The organism is Deltaproteobacteria bacterium, from assembly GCA_005879535.1.
Lineage (GTDB): Bacteria > Myxococcota > Myxococcia > Myxococcales > 40CM-4-68-19 > 40CM-4-68-19.
In genome coordinates this window covers 55,698-71,023 of record VBKI01000091.1, presented here as the reverse complement: position 1 = coordinate 71,023, position 15,326 = coordinate 55,698, and the positions used below count along the sequence as shown (strand labels likewise).

The 15,326-nt window shown below is 67.4% G+C and carries 24 protein-coding genes; 5 read left to right on the top strand and 19 right to left on the bottom strand.

Annotated elements, in window-relative coordinates; all coding sequences use genetic code 11:
* The coding region (gene coaBC / locus E6J58_21710; protein ID TMB33103.1) for a bifunctional phosphopantothenoylcysteine decarboxylase/phosphopantothenate--cysteine ligase CoaBC at nucleotides 1-1,167 on the bottom strand (1,167 nt) is incomplete at its 3' end.
* Here coaBC and E6J58_21705 point away from each other — a divergent pair.
* The 4 genes from E6J58_21705 (at nucleotide 1,121) to E6J58_21690 (ending at nucleotide 4,099) form a co-directional block, all read left to right on the top strand.
* Nucleotides 1,121-2,134, top strand: coding sequence for a HAMP domain-containing histidine kinase (locus E6J58_21705; protein TMB33038.1), 1,014 nt, complete (start codon nucleotides 1,121-1,123; stop codon nucleotides 2,132-2,134). The genes coaBC and E6J58_21705 overlap by 47 nt on opposite strands.
* Before the next feature lie 45 nt (nucleotides 2,135-2,179).
* The gene (locus tag E6J58_21700; GenBank protein TMB33037.1) at nucleotides 2,180-3,004 is read left to right on the top strand and encodes a tetratricopeptide repeat protein; all 825 of its coding nucleotides are present in this window, start codon (nucleotides 2,180-2,182) and stop codon (nucleotides 3,002-3,004) included.
* Nucleotides 3,005-3,143: 139 nt separating this feature from the next.
* Nucleotides 3,144-3,710, top strand: coding sequence for a hypothetical protein (locus E6J58_21695; protein ID TMB33036.1), 567 nt, complete (start codon nucleotides 3,144-3,146; stop codon nucleotides 3,708-3,710).
* Entirely contained in the window at nucleotides 3,707-4,099 is a 393-nt protein-coding gene (locus E6J58_21690; protein ID TMB33035.1) for a response regulator, read from the top strand. The genes E6J58_21695 and E6J58_21690 overlap by 4 nt, the downstream gene beginning before the upstream one ends.
* 140 nt (nucleotides 4,100-4,239) lie before the next feature.
* Here E6J58_21690 and E6J58_21685 read toward each other — a convergent pair whose 3' ends face one another.
* From E6J58_21685 to rpmJ, 6 genes are all read right to left on the bottom strand, one after another.
* Nucleotides 4,240-4,749, bottom strand: coding sequence for a 50S ribosomal protein L17 (locus E6J58_21685; GenBank protein TMB33034.1), 510 nt, complete (start codon nucleotides 4,747-4,749; stop codon nucleotides 4,240-4,242).
* Nucleotides 4,750-4,759: 10 nt separating this feature from the next.
* Nucleotides 4,760-5,785 carry a DNA-directed RNA polymerase subunit alpha gene (locus E6J58_21680; GenBank protein TMB33033.1) on the bottom strand — a complete coding sequence of 342 codons (1,026 nt, stop codon included), beginning with the start codon at nucleotides 5,783-5,785 and terminating at the stop codon, nucleotides 4,760-4,762.
* A gap of 93 nt (nucleotides 5,786-5,878) precedes the next feature.
* Entirely contained in the window at nucleotides 5,879-6,505 is a 627-nt protein-coding gene (gene rpsD / locus E6J58_21675) for a 30S ribosomal protein S4 (GenBank protein ID TMB33032.1), read from the bottom strand.
* 14 nt (nucleotides 6,506-6,519) lie between these two features.
* Nucleotides 6,520-6,972, bottom strand: a complete 453-nt coding sequence (gene rpsK, locus E6J58_21670; protein ID TMB33031.1) for a 30S ribosomal protein S11 — start codon at nucleotides 6,970-6,972, stop codon at nucleotides 6,520-6,522.
* Nucleotides 6,973-6,984: 12 nt separating this feature from the next.
* Nucleotides 6,985-7,377 carry a 30S ribosomal protein S13 gene (rpsM, locus tag E6J58_21665; protein TMB33030.1) on the bottom strand — a complete coding sequence of 131 codons (393 nt, stop codon included), beginning with the start codon at nucleotides 7,375-7,377 and terminating at the stop codon, nucleotides 6,985-6,987.
* Nucleotides 7,378-7,389: 12 nt separating this feature from the next.
* A complete protein-coding gene (gene rpmJ / locus E6J58_21660; GenBank protein ID TMB33029.1) occupies nucleotides 7,390-7,506 on the bottom strand; it encodes a 50S ribosomal protein L36 in 117 nt (38 codons plus the stop codon).
* A 128-nt stretch (nucleotides 7,507-7,634) separates the two neighbouring features.
* On the opposite strand from rpmJ, the gene E6J58_21655 reads away from it, so the two are divergent.
* Nucleotides 7,635-8,216 carry an energy transducer TonB gene (locus E6J58_21655; protein TMB33028.1) on the top strand — a complete coding sequence of 194 codons (582 nt, stop codon included), beginning with the start codon at nucleotides 7,635-7,637 and terminating at the stop codon, nucleotides 8,214-8,216.
* On the opposite strand, the gene E6J58_21650 is transcribed toward E6J58_21655, so the two are convergent.
* The 12 genes from E6J58_21650 to rplE all read right to left on the bottom strand — a co-directional run bounded on the left by E6J58_21650 (nucleotide 8,170) and on the right by rplE (nucleotide 15,317).
* Nucleotides 8,170-8,802, bottom strand: coding sequence for a hypothetical protein (locus E6J58_21650; GenBank protein ID TMB33027.1), 633 nt, complete (start codon nucleotides 8,800-8,802; stop codon nucleotides 8,170-8,172). The two genes, E6J58_21655 and E6J58_21650, sit on opposite strands and share 47 nt — an antisense overlap.
* The gene (gene map / locus E6J58_21645) at nucleotides 8,799-9,569 is read right to left on the bottom strand and encodes a type I methionyl aminopeptidase (protein TMB33026.1); all 771 of its coding nucleotides are present in this window, start codon (nucleotides 9,567-9,569) and stop codon (nucleotides 8,799-8,801) included. The genes E6J58_21650 and map overlap by 4 nt, the downstream gene beginning before the upstream one ends.
* Nucleotides 9,570-10,208 (bottom strand): adenylate kinase, encoded by a 639-nt coding sequence (locus E6J58_21640; protein ID TMB33025.1) that lies wholly within the window; start codon nucleotides 10,206-10,208, stop codon nucleotides 9,570-9,572.
* A 9-nt stretch (nucleotides 10,209-10,217) separates the two neighbouring features.
* The gene (gene secY, locus E6J58_21635; GenBank protein TMB33024.1) at nucleotides 10,218-11,558 is read right to left on the bottom strand and encodes a preprotein translocase subunit SecY; all 1,341 of its coding nucleotides are present in this window, start codon (nucleotides 11,556-11,558) and stop codon (nucleotides 10,218-10,220) included.
* Between the two features lie 83 nt (nucleotides 11,559-11,641).
* On the bottom strand, nucleotides 11,642-12,169 hold the full coding sequence (locus E6J58_21630; protein ID TMB33023.1) for a 50S ribosomal protein L15: 528 nt from the start codon (nucleotides 12,167-12,169) through the stop codon (nucleotides 11,642-11,644).
* Nucleotides 12,166-12,429, bottom strand: coding sequence for a 50S ribosomal protein L30 (gene rpmD, locus E6J58_21625; GenBank protein TMB33022.1), 264 nt, complete (start codon nucleotides 12,427-12,429; stop codon nucleotides 12,166-12,168). The genes E6J58_21630 and rpmD overlap by 4 nt, the downstream gene beginning before the upstream one ends.
* Nucleotide 12,430: 1 nt before the next feature.
* Complete coding sequence (locus tag E6J58_21620; GenBank protein TMB33021.1) at nucleotides 12,431-12,949, bottom strand: 30S ribosomal protein S5; 519 nt, start codon at nucleotides 12,947-12,949, stop codon at nucleotides 12,431-12,433.
* A gap of 14 nt (nucleotides 12,950-12,963) precedes the next feature.
* The gene (locus tag E6J58_21615; protein ID TMB33020.1) at nucleotides 12,964-13,332 is read right to left on the bottom strand and encodes a 50S ribosomal protein L18; all 369 of its coding nucleotides are present in this window, start codon (nucleotides 13,330-13,332) and stop codon (nucleotides 12,964-12,966) included.
* Nucleotides 13,333-13,372: 40 nt separating this feature from the next.
* A complete protein-coding gene (locus E6J58_21610; GenBank protein ID TMB33019.1) occupies nucleotides 13,373-13,915 on the bottom strand; it encodes a 50S ribosomal protein L6 in 543 nt (180 codons plus the stop codon).
* A gap of 9 nt (nucleotides 13,916-13,924) precedes the next feature.
* Nucleotides 13,925-14,323, bottom strand: a complete 399-nt coding sequence (gene rpsH, locus E6J58_21605; protein TMB33018.1) for a 30S ribosomal protein S8 — start codon at nucleotides 14,321-14,323, stop codon at nucleotides 13,925-13,927.
* A gap of 56 nt (nucleotides 14,324-14,379) precedes the next feature.
* Nucleotides 14,380-14,574, bottom strand: coding sequence for a type Z 30S ribosomal protein S14 (locus tag E6J58_21600; GenBank protein ID TMB33017.1), 195 nt, complete (start codon nucleotides 14,572-14,574; stop codon nucleotides 14,380-14,382).
* Between the two features lie 2 nt (nucleotides 14,575-14,576).
* Nucleotides 14,577-15,317 (bottom strand): 50S ribosomal protein L5, encoded by a 741-nt coding sequence (gene rplE, locus E6J58_21595; GenBank protein TMB33016.1) that lies wholly within the window; start codon nucleotides 15,315-15,317, stop codon nucleotides 14,577-14,579.
* Nucleotides 15,318-15,326 lie beyond the last annotated feature (9 nt).

Sequence of the window (15,326 nt, the reverse complement as noted above, 5' to 3'; positions counted from 1 at the left end):
CATGTCCCAGATGGCGTGCGCCACCGTCTGCTTCGGCCCGGCCAGCTCCCGGCGCGCGCCATCCTTTCCGAGCACCAGGACCTTGTTGGTGGTCTTGCCGAAGGCATCGGCCACGTCGTTGGCGACGATCAAGTCGAGGTTCTTGCGCAGGAGCTTGTCGCGCGCATTCCCTTCGACGTTCTCCGACTCGGCCGCGAAGCCGACCAGGAGGGGCCGCTGCGCGCGCTCGCCGAGGGAGGCCAGGATGTCGGGCGTCCGCACCAGGGTGACGGTCTCGTCGCCGGGCTTCTTCTTCACCTTCTGTGAAGCGCGCTTCGAAGGACGCTGATCGGCGACGGCAGCGGCCATCACCACCACGCGGACGCCGTCGAGACGCTCGCCCACGGCGCGCGCGAGGTCCTCCGCCGAGACCACCTCCACCATGTCGACCTGCGGCGGCTTGGGAAGCTCCACCGGGCCGGAGATCAGCGTCACGCGCGCGCCGCGGTCGCGGGCCGCTTCGGCAAGCGCGTATCCCATCCGGCCCGAGGACGGGTTCGAGAGGTAACGGACCGGGTCGAGCATCTCCCGGGTGGGCCCGGCGGTGACCAGCACCGGGACGTCCTCCAGATCGCGAGGCGCGAGCGCCTGCTGGCAGGCGGCGAAGATCTCTGCCGGCTCCGACATGCGCCCCGGACCGACGTGGCTTCGCTCCGCCATCTCGCCGATCGCCGGGCCGACCATCCGTGCTCCGCGCTCGCGGAGCACCCGCACGTTCTCTTCGACCGCGGGGCTCGCCCACATCTTCTCGTTCATCGCCGGCGCGAGCAGCCAGCGGCGGGGATCGATCGCCAGGAGGGCCGCCGCCGCGGCGTCGTCGGCCTGCCCGATCCGCAGCCGCGCGAGGAGATTCGCCGTCGCCGGCGCGACGACGGCCAGCTCGGCCCAATCGGCGAGCGCGATGTGGCCCGCGGCGAGCTCCTGCTCGGCGCAGAAGATGTCGGCGGCTACCGCCGAGCCCGTCAGCGCCTGGAACGTCAGGGCGGTGACGAACCGCTGCGCGGCGGGGGTCAGAGCGACACGGACCTGCGCGCCGTCCTTCACGAGCAGGCGGGCGAGCTCGCAGGCTTTGTATGCCGCGATGCCGCCCCCTACGCAGAGGAGCACGCGCCGCCCTTGCAGGCCCATGGGGCGCATGATGGATCGTGGGCGCTCCGCATTCCACTTCTGCTATATGGCGCGCGTGAAGAAGCGGCGCCCCACCTCGCCCGGCATTCTCGCCGCGCTCCGCGCGCGGCAGGTGGCGATGGCTGCACTGTACTGGGGGCCGATCATCTTTTTGCTCTCGACCATCGTGCTCGTCGTCTCACTGTGGAAGGGCGTGAACCTCGGCGGACTGCAGTATCTTGCCGTCCTGCTCCTGGCTGCGGGCGGCGTGGCGGCTGCCTGGACGCTGCAGCGCCGGCTGGCGGAGATCTCCGTCGCGCTGGAGAGAGCGCAGCGGACGAGCACGGTGGGTCTGCTGACGGCGGGATTCGCGCACGAGATGAAGAACGCGCTGACGGTGGTGCTCGGGTTCGCCGAGCTCGCGCGGACGGCGGCGGAACGAGCGCGGTCGGACCCCAAGGTCACCCGGCATCTCAAGGAACTGGAGAACGAGACCCGGCGGACCGTTGCGCAGCTGCAGAGCTTTCTCAGCTACTCCGCCGGAGAAAAGGTGCCGCGGCGGCCACAGGACGTGAACGAGCTGGTCAGCGACGCGCTGCAGATGGTCCGGCCGATGGCGCGGATCAAGGACCTGCAGCTGGAGCAGGCGACGGGAGAGCCGCCGCGGGTGGATGCGGATCCGTTCGCCATCCGCCAGCTCCTGCTGAACCTGCTCCTGAACGCCTTGGACTTCGCGCGGACGCGCATCAGCATCAGCACCGCGCGGACGACGGATGGGCGGGCGGAAGTGACCGTGACGGACGACGGTCCTGGAGTGCCGCCCGAAAATCGCGATCGCATCTTCCAGCGCTTCGTCACCACGCGCCCGGGCGGAAACGGGCTGGGCCTCTCCACCAGCCGGGACATTGCTCAGGCCCACGGCGGCACGCTCACGCTCCGCGACGGGGGATCGGGCGCGGCGTTCGTGCTCACGCTGCCCCCGGCGTAAGAAGCGCTTTTTCCGCTGGATCTTCTCGATTATCCTCCGCCCGCCATGAGATCCGGAGCTGCTCTCGCGCTGGCGCTCGCGTGCGCCTGCAACACCGACGCTTCGGCGCCGCATCTCGCACGCGGGAACGTGCTGGTAAATACCGGGCATCCGCAGGAAGCGGTGGCGGAGTACCGCGAGGCAGCGCGCCTCGCCCCCCGCAGCGCGCAGGCGCGGGAGCGGCTCGGCGACGCGCTCTACGATCTCGGCCGGAAGCAGGAGGCGCTCGCCGCATATCGGGACGCCGCTGCCGTCGACCCCGGCTCGGTCACCGCCCGGATCGGCGCTGCGCGCGTGCTCGGGGAAACGGGAGATGTGGTGGCTGCGCGGGCCGAGTTGAGCGCCGCGCTGGAGGGCGCGCCGACCAACCTCTTCCTGCTGCTCTCGCGCGGGAATCTCGCCGCGCGCGCCGGAGACCGGAAGGCGGCGCTCGCGGATTACGAGCGGGCCGTCCACCTCAAGTCGGACAACGTTCCCGCGCTGTACCAATACGGCCTGGCGTTGCTCGAGGACGGCCAGATTCCGGAAGCGGGCGCGACGTTCGATCGCCTGCTCTCGGTCGCTCCCGGGTCGCCGCAGGGCTACCATGGACGCGCGCGGGTGTTTGCCGCGCGCGGGAACGCAGCGTCTGCCGCCCAGGCGCTGAGCGAAGCGGCGAAGAGGGTGGAGCCGGACGCGCGGACGCGGCTCGCGGAACAGGGGCTCAAAGGCGCCGCCCTCGATGCGGCCGTGCAGGAGGCGACCGACCGGTCGCTCGCCCAGATGCAGGACGACCCGGCGTTTTCCCGCTGGGCGCAGGACCCGGGGTTCCGGCGCGCTGCGTGGCATTGAGCCCGCGCGCGGGATCTCCTTCGGTTGACACAGAGCGTCATCACCCGGGAGCGACCGGAAATCCCCGATAAATCGCTCGTTCAGCACTCTTCGCCCGGGCCCTGCTTGCCATGGCGACTTCATCGGGTACGATGGCTCGGTGGGAGAAGTCACCCGACCGCCGGCAGCGCCGGCAGCGGCAGCAGCGCCACAGAAGCGTGGACTGGGCGCTGCCATCGGAAGCGGGCTCGCAGCGGCGGCGCGTGGGCTGATCCGGATGACGGGGTCGAGCTTCGGGCGCGTCGCCACCCGGAGTGGCAACGCGCTTGCGGACTTCCGGGCGCGGCCCGAACACTCCCGGTGGCGCGCTTACGCGCTGGGGAGCTACGGCTTGATCGTGGCGGCTACGTTGGTCGGCCAGCTGTACACCGATAATGTGCTGGGCGCGTATGTGCGCGTCCAGCGCGTCGAGGTGCCGGCCATGACGCAGATCTTCGTGCGCAACGATTCCCCGAAATCATGGCACAACGTCCGGCTGACGCTGAACGGCATCTATCAGTTTCGGACGGAGGAAGTCGGCCCCGGCGGCCACGTGATGCTCCCCGTGAACAAATTCGCCATCCGCGATCAGGCCGGCAGGGCCACCTACGCGCCGCGCAGCATGGCGCCCAAGACGCTGCTCGTCGATACGCTCGCCGGGCGCTACGAAGCGGAGTTCCGCGAATGAGCGCAGCCGAAGAGCGATCGCCGCGCCGGCGCGTCCTGGTGGTGGACGACGACCCGGAGATCGTCACCTTCCTCGCCACCCTGCTCGAGCTCGAGGGAATCGACTCCACCGTGGCGACCAGCGCCGCCGCGGCGCTGGAGAAGCTCGAGCACGCGGTCCCCCATCTGGTGCTCCTGGACATCGCCATGCCCGACCGCGACGGGCTCGATCTCTGCCGTGCCCTGAAGAAGGATCCACGCACGCGCAACGTCCCGGTGTTCGTTGTCTCGGCCCGGCCGGGCAAGGACGTCGTGGAGCGCGCTCTCGCCGCCGGCGCGGAGGAGTTCATCCGCAAGCCGTTCGAGAACCAGGAGCTGATCGCGCGAATCCGCGTGCGGCTCAGCGACTGAGCCGCGTTACTCCCTGCTTGCGCGAGGTTGCGCCGCTATTTGGTTCAGCCGGCTGAACTGATTGAGTTCGAAACTGAACTCGCCCCGGGGCGAGCTCGCGGCCGCCGGGGCGAGTTCGGGGTGGGAGCGCAAAGTCGGAGCTATTCGCCCTTCTCTTCCTTCTCCTTCTTGGCCTTCTTCTGCTTCGCAGGCTTCTTCTCGCCCGCGCCCTGGCCGCCGGTCTCCTTCGCTGCCGCCTTCTTCTCCGCCTTCTTCTCCGCGGCGGGCTTCTGCTCCGGCTCCGTCTTCTCGCCCTTCACGACCAGCTCGAGGATCGACATCGGCGCGTTGTCCCCGAGCCGGTTCTGCACGTGGACGATCCGCGTGTACCCGCCCGGGCGCTCCTTGAAGCGCGGGCCGATATTCTCGAACAGCTTCGCCAGCGCCGCCTGATCGCGCACCGTCTTGTGAACGACCCGGCGGGAGGCCAGCGTGTTGTCGCGCGCCTTGGTGATCACCCGCTCCACCAGCCGCCGCGCCTCCTTGGCCTTGGGCGTGGTGGTGCGGATGCTCTCGTTGAGGATCACCGCCCGGACCAGGTTGTCGAGCAGCGCCTTGCGGTGGCTGGTATTCCGGCTCAGCTTGCGGCCGGCATTGGCGTGGCGGGACATCGCGGTCTCCTTACTGCTTCAGGACGGGCGCCTGGGCCGTGGGCGGCTTGGGCGGCCAGTTCTCCAGCTTCATTCCCAGGCCAAGCCCCATCTCGGCGAGGATTTCCTTGATCTCCTTCAAGGACTTCCGGCCGAAGTTCTTGGTCTTCAGCATCTCGGCCTCGGTCTTCTGCACCAGGTCGCCGATGGTCTTGATGTTGGCGTTCTGCAGGCAGTTGGCCGAGCGGACCGACAGCTCCAGCTCGTCTACCGAGCGGAAGAGATTCTCGTTCAGCTTCTCCTCGTTCTTCGGCAGCTCGATCGGGGCCGGCTCCTCGGTCTCGTCGAAGTTGATGAAGATGGAGAGCTGTTCCTTGACGATCTTCGCCGCGAACGCCACCGCGTCCGCCGGCGTCACCGACCCGTTGCTCCACACTTCCAGCGAGAGGCGGTCGTAGTCGGTGGCCTGCCCGACGCGGGCGTTGGTCACCTGGTAGTTGACCTTCTTCACCGGGCTGAAGAGCGAGTCGATGGGCATCACCCCGATGGGCGCGCCCACCACCTTGTTCCGCTCGGCGGGGACGTACCCGCGGCCGCGGCGGCAGGTCATCTCCATCCGCACGCGCCCGCCCTCGGACACGGTGAAGAGGTGATGGCCGGGATTCAGCACCTCGACGTCCTGGTCGACGATGACGTCGCCGGCCTTGACTTCCTTGGGCCCCTCCACCTCGATGCGGATGGTCTTCTCCTCCTGCGTGTGCATCCGGAGGAGGACTTCCTTGAGGTTGAGGATGATGTCGGTGACGTCCTCGGCAACGTTGGAGATGGTGGTGAACTCGTGCTCCACGCCTTCGATGCGGACGCTGGTCATGGCGGCGCCCTGCAGCGAGCTGAGCAGCACGCGCCTCAGCGCGTTGCCGAGGGTGATGCCGAAGCCGCGCTCGAGCGGCTCGGCGACGAACTTCCCGTAGGTGTCGGTCAGCGTGTCCTGCTCGACGTGCAGGCCGCGCGGCTTGATCAGGTCGCGCCAGTTCTTCGCAATCAATGCTTCTGCCACGTTTCTTCTCCTTGCAACGCCGCCCGTCTCCACCGCGGAATTGCGGGGCACCATTGGGTCGTCCGCTGCGGGAACTGCGTACTGCCCTGCGCACTACTTCGAGTAGAGCTCGACGATCAGCTGCTCCTGGATGGGCATGGTGATGTCGTCGCGGCTGGGGGTGGACTTCACCGTCCCCTTGAAGCCGCCCTTGTCGAGATCGAGCCAGGCCGGAACGCCGCGGCGGTCGACCGCCTCCAGCGCCTCGTTGATGCGGACGACCTTGCGGGACTTCTCCTTCACCGCGACCACGTCGCCGACCTTCACCTGGAAGCTGGGGATGTTGACCTTGCGGTCGTTGACGCGGAAGTGCCCGTGCCGGACGAGCTGGCGCGCCTCCGCGCGCGTGTCGGCGAAACCGAGGCGGAAGACCACGTTGTCGAGGCGCTGCTCGAGGAACTGGAGCAGGTTCTCGCCGGTCTTGCCCTTGGCGGCGCTGCCGCGCAGGTAGTAGCCGCGGAACTGCGTCTCGAGCAGGCCGTAGAGCCGCTTCACCTTCTGCTTCTCGCGCAGCTGCACGCCGTATTCGGAGAACTTGGCGCGGCCCTGGCCGTGCTGGCCCGGCGGATACGGGCGGCGCTCGATGGCGCACTTGTCCGTGTAGCAGCGGTCGCCCTTCAGGTACATCTTGAGATTTTCACGCCGGCAGATGCGGCAAGACGATTCCGTGTATCGAGCCATCTCGAGAAAGCTCCTTAGACGCGACGGCGCTTGGGCGGCCGGCAACCGTTGTGCGGGATGGGCGTGATGTCCCGGATCAGCGTGACCTTCAGGCCGGCGGCGGCCAGCGCGCGCAGCGCCGACTCCCGACCCGCGCCGGGGCCCTTGACCAGCACGGACACGTTCTTCAGGCCGTGCTCCATCGCCTTGGCGGCCGCGTCGCCCGCCGCCACCTGGGCGGCGAACGGCGTCGACTTGCGCGAGCCCTTGAACCCGCGCGCGCCGGCGGACGACCAGGAAAGCACGTTCCCGGAAACGTCGGTGATGGTGATGATGGTGTTGTTGAACGTGCTCTGGATGTAGACGATGCCCGTCTGCACGTTCTTGCGGGTCTTCTTCTTGCCCTTGCGCTCGGCGGCAGCCGGGGTGGCGGCGGCGCCTGCTGCGGGGGTCGTCGGTGCGGCGGTCGGCTTCTGCTCTTCGGCCATGTCGATGTGTCCTTACTTGCCGGCGGGGGGCGCGGCGCTGACGACGCGGCGGACGATGCCGCGCTTCGGACCCTTGCGGGTGCGCGCGTTGGTGTGGGTGCGCTGGCCGCGGACCGGCAGGCCTTTGCGGTGGCGGAGGCCGCGGTAGCAGCCGAGGTCCATCAGGCGCTTGATGTTGAGGCTCACTTCGCGGCGCAGGTCGCCCTCCACCTTGTAGCCCTGTTCCAGCGTCTCGCGGATGCGGTGGATCTCGTCTTCGGTGAGGTCCTTCGTCCGCTTGGTGGGATCGAGCTGCGCCGCCGTACAGATCTTCTGTGCGGTGGTCTTGCCGATCCCGTACAGGTACTGCAGCGAGGTCTCGATCTGCTTCTCGCGGGGAAGGTCCACGCCTGCAATACGCGCCATCTACGAATCTCCTCAGCCCTGCCGCTGCTTGTGGCGGGGGTTCGCCGTGCAGATCACGCGCACCACGCCCTTGCGGCGGATCACCTTGCACTTCACGCAGATCTTCTTCACCGAAGCACGGACCTTCACGGCTTCCTCCAGCCGACGAAAACGCCCCGAAAATCGCTTTCCTTCCGTCCGCACCCCCTACCGCGGCTCGCGCCGCCGGGGCCTACCCGGAACGAAGGGAGCGCGGCTAATAACAGCCGCGCTGCATCATGTCAAGGTGCTCCTGGCCGGCCGGAGGGCCGGCCACGGGGGCGTTACGGCGCCGAGCAAGGCCGATAGAAGTGATAGGAGCGCCTCGCGTGCGACCCACTCTTCTCGTCGCGATTCTTGTTGCTTGCCTGTCCGCCTGCAGGACGACACCCCGCGGGTCGCCTCTTTCACCCGCTGGCAAGTCGTACCTCGAGACGGTGAAAGCAGCGTTCGGAGCGGCCTGGAAGCCTCGCGTCATCGATGCGGCCTCACGCAACGATCCGACGGGATGCCTGTATTCGACCCGGGACCGGCGCACCGTTCTGACGTTCACGGTCGAGGGCGATGGGCAGATTTCGGATATCCGCGTCGCCACGAGTTCGGGTGCGCGGTACCTCGACGAGGTCGCGGTAGAGAGCATCAAGTCTGTCCGAAAGCTCGATCCCCCTCCGCCCGAAGTCATGAAGGGCGCGCCAAGGCAGGAGCTGCCTTTCGCCTTCACGCTTCGGGCCAGGGACCACGCCGAACGGTGCAGCCGTTCGGGGCTACCTTCGATCAGCGCCGCTGAATCTCCACCCAGCGGCACTTCTTCGGGGCGGTAAAGGCGGCCGCGTAGACCTTCATCGACTTGGAGAGCAGGCCCGGCCGCGTGTCGACCAGGGTCTCGCCGGGCTGCAGCAAGGCCTGCGGCCCCGCTCCCACGCAGCTGTCGTCCGGACGATTCCGGGCGGCGACCGCGTCGCCGAGGAGGATGGGACCTTGCCCGCCATTGCGGACATCCACGCGCACGTTGTTCTTTACCTTCGCGGCTTTCGCGGACAGTCCCGCGGCGGTGCTGCGGAGCGCGTCGGGCGCCACCGCGTCCGCCTTCAACGTCGCCTTGTGCCCTGTCCCCTTCGCACCGCCGCCCTGGAGCGTCCAGGTAACCTCGATCTCTGCGCCGGGAACGACCTTTCCCGCATCGATCCATGCCGGCAGCAGGGCATCGGGCTGCACGATCTGGCGGAACTCGCAGGAGGCCTGCGATCCGCCGCTGCCGCTGCTCCACGACCCATCCGGCGGCCCGAAGTTGACCGGACCCATGCCGCACGCGCTCTCGCCCTCCGTGGGCAGCAGGAAGAGCGCCTTGGGTGGCTCACCCGGCCAGGGGAACAGATAGATGTGGGCGGCGGCGAACAGTGCGATCACGGGCGGGTCAGGACCTCGGGGCCGTTGTCGGTGACGGCGATGGTGTGCTCCCAGTGGCTGGACAGCTTGCCGTCGCGGGTGACCACGGTCCAGCCGTCCGGGAGGGTGTCGACCTCGTGGGTGCCGAGGTTGATCATCGGCTCGATGGCGAGGACCATGCCCGCCCGCATGCGCGGGTTCGGCTGTCCGCGGGACCACAGCGACAGCCCGTAGTTCGGCACCTGCGGCTCCTCGTGCAGCTTCTTGCCGATTCCGTGGCCGACGTAATCGCGAACGATGCCGTACCCGAACGGCCTGACATGCGCCTCGATGGCGGAGCCGATGTCGCTGATGCGGTTGCCGGGAACCATCGCCGCGATGCCCTTCTCCAGCGCGAGCCGCGTCTCCTCCAGCAGCCGCGACGCCTCCAGCGACACCTTCCCGACGGCGACGGTGCGCGCGGAGTCTCCGTAGTACCCGTGCTTGATCACGCCGTAGTCCAGCTTCAGCAAGTCGCCTTCGACGAGCCTGCGCCGGGTGGGGATGCCGTGGACGACCTGCTCGTTCACCGAGATGCAGACGTTCTTGGGGAACCCGTACAGCCCCTTGAACGCGCAGACGCCGCCGCGGCGGACGGTCTCGCGCTCGGCGATGGCGTCGAGCTCCTCCAGCGTGACGCCGGGCGCGACGGCGCGGGTCAGCTCCTCGAGCACCTCGTAGACGATCAGCGAGGCCTCGCGCATGTACCCGATCTCGTCGCGGGTCTTGATCTCGATTCCTCCCGGCATCTAGCTCAGCGCCTGGACGATGCGCTTCTCCACTTCCTCCACGGTACCCACGCCGCTCACCGACCGCACGACGCCCCTGGCCTTGTAGTAATCAGTGAGCAGCGCCGTCTTGCTCTGGTACTCGGTCATCCGTTGGCGGACGCGGTCCGGCATGTCGTCGGGGCGGACGACCAGCTTCTCGCCGTCCTTGTCGCACATCCCCGGTCGCTTCGGCGGCGTGTCCTTGCCGTACGGCGTCTGGCATTTGGGGCACGTCTGCCGGCCGGACAGGCGGTCGACCAGCACCTCGATGGGGACTTCGAGGAGGATGACGTGGTCGATGCGCTTCCCGCGGCGCTGCAACATCTCGTCGAGCGCCGTCGCCTGCGGGACCGTGCGCGGGAATCCGTCGAAGAGGAACCCCTTCGCCGCCATCGGAGACGCCAGCGCCTCGTCGACGATGCCGTTGACGATTTCGTCCGGTACGAGCTTGCCCGCGTCCATCAGCGCCTTTGCCTGCTTGCCGAGCGCAGTACCGTCGGCGACCGCCTTGCGCAGGATGTCTCCGGTGGAGAGCTGCGGAATGCCGTAGCGCGCCGCCAGCCGCTTGGACTGCGTTCCCTTTCCAGCCCCCGGCGGTCCGAGGAAGATCAGGTTCACGCGCCCCCCTTAAGCGGCTGCAGGAGCACCGACGTCGCGACGGCCGCGGATGCGCGGGCCGCGCGGGCCAGTGAAGCCCTCGTAGTGGCGCGTGATCAGATGGCTCTCGATCTGCTGCACGGTATCGAGCGCGACGCCGACGACGATCAGGAGCGCGGTGCCGCCGAACTGGAACGGCACGTTGTACTTGGTGATGAGGACGCTCGGCAGCACGCACACCGCGGAGATGTAGATGGCCCCGCCGAAGGTGATGCGCGAGAGCACGTGGTCGATGTACTCGGCGGTCTTCTTGCCGGGACGGATGCCGGGGATGTAGCCGCCGTACTTCTTGAGATTGTCGGCCACGTCCACCGGGTTGAAGGTCACCGCGGTGTAGAAGTAGCAGAAGAAGATGATCCCGATGACGTACAGGCCGTCGTAGATCCAGCCGCCCCGCGTCATCGCGTCGGCGAACGGCTTGAACGCCGGGATCCAGGTGGCGAGCGTGGCCGGGAAGAGCAGGATCGAGCTGGCGAAGATGGGTGGGATCACGCCCGACATGTTCACCTTGAGCGGCAAGTGGGTGCTCTGGCCGCTGAAGGTCTGCCGCCCCACCACCCGCTTCGCGTAGTGAACGGGAATCTTCCGGTACGCGCGCTCGACGAACACGATCACCGCGATGGTGACCACCATCACCAAGCCCAGCACCAGGATCTGGATGTCCGAGCCTTCGGCCTTGTCCTGGAAGGTGCTCCAGGTCTGCAATGTCGCCTGCGGGATGCGGGCCACGATGCCGGCGAAGATGATCAACGAGATGCCGTTGCCGATGCCGCGCTCGGTGATCTGCTCGCCGAGCCACATGATGAACGCCGTCCCGGCTGTGAGCGTGATCACCGTGAGCAGCCGGAAGCCCCAGCCCTTCACGTCGTCAGGGACGACGCTCTCGTTGCCGGCCTTCACCGACTCGAGATAGCGGGCGATGCCGAAGCCCTGCACGATCGAGAGGACGATGGTGCCGTAGCGCGTCCACTGGGTGATCTTGCGCCGGCCCATCTCGCCCTCTTTGGAAAGCTTCTCCAGGGTGGGCACGACGACGGTGAGCAGCTGCAGGATGATGCTGGCGCTGACGTACGGCATGATGCCGAGCGCGAAGATGGAGAGCTGCTCGAGCGCGCCGCCGGTGAAGAGGTTGAAGAGGTTGAGGAAGCCGCCGCTGGACTCGATGGCCTTCTTCATCACCTCGCGATTGACGCCCGGCGCGGTGACGAACACCCCGATGCGATAGACCGCGAGCAAGCCGAGAGTGAAGAGGAGCCGCTTGCGCAGCTCCTGGATCTTGAACAGGTTCGAGAAGGCGTTGGCGAACGACACGGCGTCTCATCTCCTACAAAGGGCACAGTCTAACAGCCAAACGTAGCAGGGTTCGTTGAAGAACCTCGTTCTTCAACGCCCTGCTAACGCAGTTTAGGCTTTCCCGCGGCCGCAGCCGCTTTCTTTTCCTCGGCCTTCCGCTGCTGCGGGGTGACCTTGGGTGGAAGGACGATCACGTCGACCTTCCCGCCCGCCTTCTCGATCTTCTCCTTCGCCGAGGCGGAGAACTTGTGGGCGCGGACGGAGATGGCCTTGGTCAGCTCGCCGTCGCCGAGGATCTTCAGCCCGTTCTTGCGGTCCTTCACCGTCCCGGCCTCGACGAGCTTGTCCAGATCCACCTCGGCGAGCCCCAGGCCCTCCAGGTCGCCGACGTTGATCAGGGCGTACTCCAACCGGAAGGGGTTGGTGAACCCGCGCTTGGGGATGCGGCGCTGGATGGGCATCTGCCCGCCCTCGAAGCCGATGAAGTTCATGTTGCCGGTGCGGGCCTTCTGACCCTTGCCACCTCGGCCGGCGGTCTTGCCGGTGCCGCTGGCCTGACCGCGCCCGACCCTCTTCTTTTCCTGTACTCCACCGCCGCGCGGCGGCGTCAGTCTCGTCAGCTCGTTCATCGCAACTCTCCGCTTCGCGGCTTCGCGCTCCCGGCCTTCTGCGCCTTCCGCTGTGACCGACGGCCGAACGGCTTGAACTCTTCGTTGGTCTCCGCCCACTCGATCAGATAGCCGACCTTGTCGATCATCCCGCGGATGGCCGGCGTGTCCTGCAGCACGCGCTCGCGCCCCACCCGCGTCAGGCCCAGGCCGCGCAGCGTCGCGCGGTGCTTCTCGGTGTGGCCGCTCATCCCGCGGACCAGCTTCACTTTCAGTGCCATCTCAGGCTCCCTGCTCCGCGCGCATCTCCGTCAGCTCCTTGCCGCGCAAGCGGGCCGCTTCCTCGGGGCTGCGCAGCTTGCGCAGACCGTCGAGCGCGGCCTTCACCACGTTGTGAGGATTCCGCGACCCCTGGGATTTGGTCAGGATGTTGCGGATGCCCACCGCCTCGAGCACCGCCCGGACGCTGCCGCCGGCGATCACGCCGGTTCCTTCGCCTGCCGGCTTGAGCAGCACGCGCCCCGCGCCGAAGTGACCGATCACTTCGTGCGGAATGGTGTTGCCCGCGAGGGGCACCTTGAAGAGGTTCTTCTTCGCCTGCTCGCCGCCCTTGCGGATGGCCTCCGGCACTTCGTTGGCCTTGCCGAGGCCCGCGCCGACGTGGCCCTGGCCGTCGCCGACCACCACCAGCGCGGAGAAGGAAAAGCGCCGGCCACCCTTCACGACCTTGGCGACGCGGTTGATGTGGACCACCCGGTCGTTCAGCTCGGGGAGGTCGTTCGGATTGATCGGTGCAGCCATTGTCTCCCCTTGCCTTAGAATTTCAGGCCGCCCTCGCGGGCGCCCTCTGCGACGGCCGCGATCCGGCCGTGGTACATGAAGCCGTTCCGGTCGAACACGACCGCGGCGATCTGCTTCTCCTGGCATTTCTTCGCCACGAGCTTGCCGACCTCCTTCGCCAGCTCCTTCTTTTTGCCCTTGCCGTCCTTGAGCTCCGGCGAGAGCGTGGAGGCGGCGGCGAGCGTCTTGCCCGAGACGTCGTCGATCACCTGCGCATAGATGTGGTTCAGGCTGCGGTACACCGAGAGCCGGGGGCGCTCCTGCGAGCCCTCCACCTTCTTGCGGATGTGCGCCTTGCGGCGCAGCCGCAGCAACTGCTTCTTCATGTTCGTCGAGGCGCTCATTACGCGGCTCCCGTCTTGCGGTTGGTAGTGGCGGTACCCATTACGCGGCCCCGGTTTTGCCCTGCTTGCGGCGGATCGTTTCCTCCGCGTACTTGATGCCCTTGCCCTTGTAGGGCTCCGGCGGCCGCAGCTTGCGGATCTCGGCCGCCACCAGCCCGATGCGGTGCTTGTCGGCGCCCTTCACCGTCAGGCGGTTGCCCTTGGCGTCGTACTCCGCCGTCACGCCTTCCGGCAGCGGATACACCACCGGATGGGAGAAGCCGAGCGCGAGGTGGATCTCCTTGCCCTTGAGCTCCGCCTTGTAGCCCACGCCGGAGATGTCCAGAGAGCGCGAGAACCCCTGGGTGACGCCCTGGATCATGTTGGCGACCAGCGTCCGCGTCAGCCCGTGGAGCTGGCGCGAGCGGCGCGAGTCGTTGGGGCGGTCCACCCGGACCTCGCCCTTGTCCACGGTCACCTTCATTTCCCGGTCGAGCTTCTGCGCGACCTTTCCCTTGGGCCCTTCGACGTTCACGAGCCCCGGCTGGGCGGTCACCTTGACCTTGTCCGGAATCTTGATGGCGAGCTTGCCGATGCGCGACATGGCGGCTCCTTACCAGACGGTGGCGATCAGCTCGCCGCCGAGGTGCTGCTTGCGAGCCTCGTGGTCGACGAGCACGCCCTTGGAAGTGGAGAGGATGGCGATGCCGAGGCCGTTCATCACCTTCGGGATGTCGGTGTGCTTCACGTAACGGCGCAGCCCCGGCTTCGACTGGCGACGGATCTCGCTGATCGCCGGCCGGCGGCCCTCGTCGTACTTGAGCAGCACTTTCAAGCTGCCTTGCTTGCCGTCGTCGGTGCGCGAGACTTCGCGGACGAAGCCTTCGTCGCGCAGCACCTCGCAGATCTTCTGCTTGATGTTGCTCGCTGGCAGGTCGATCTGCTCCAGTCCCGCGCGCTGTGCGTTGCGGATCCGCGTCAGCAGATCGGCAACCGGATCGGTCATGCTCATTTGCGACTACCTCCGCCGGCCGTACCCGTAGGCGCGCCGGCGTTCACGTGGTTGAACTACCAGGACGACTTGATGACTCCGGTGATCTCGCCGCGCAGTGCCCGGTTCCGGAAGCAGATGCGGCACATCTGGAACTTGTTCAGAAAGGCGCGGCTGCGCCCGCAGAGCTCGCAGCGCGAATAGGCGCGCACCTTGAACTTCGGCTTCCTCTGCAGGCGCTTCGCCTGCGCCATCTTCGAGAGCTTGGCCATGATCACGCGGTCCGGAAGGGCATGCCGAAATACCGGAGCAGAGCGCGGCCCTCTTCGTCGCTCCTCGCCGTGGTCACGATGGTGATGTTCATGCCCTTGATCTTCTCGATCCGGTCGTAGTTGATCTCCGGGAAGATGATCTGCTCCTTGATGCCGAGGGTGTAGTTGCCGCGGCCGTCGAAGCTCTTGACCGAGACGCCCTTGAAGTCGCGCACGCGGGGGAGCGCGGTGTTGAGCAGCCGATCGAGGAACTCGTACATCCGGTCCTTGCGCAGGGTGGCCATCACGCCGATGGGCTGGTTCTCCCGCAGCTTGAAGTTGGCGATGCTCTTGCGCGAGCGGGTGACCACCGCCTTCTGCCCGGTGATCGCCATCATCTGCTCCTCGGCCTGCTCGATCAGCTTGTTGTTGGTGATCGCCTCGCCCAGGCCCATGTTGACGACGACCTTCTCGACCTTGGGAACCTGCATCGGGTTCTTGTAGCCGAAGTCCTTCATCAGGGCCGGGATGATCTGCTCCTTGTAGGCGATGCCGAGCCGCGCCGGATGCTCGCCGCGCGAGGCCGCCTTGCCCTCCGCGGCCTGGATGGTCTTGGGACCCTTCTGGTCCCTGGCACCCTTCTTCTTGCCTCCGCCTCCGCCGGCCTTCTTCGCCTCGGCGTGGGCCTTCGCGTCGGTCACTGGACCTTCGCCGTGGGCGTGCTTCTTTTGCTTGTCTTCCTGCTTCTTCTTGTCGTCTGCCATCGTCGCTTC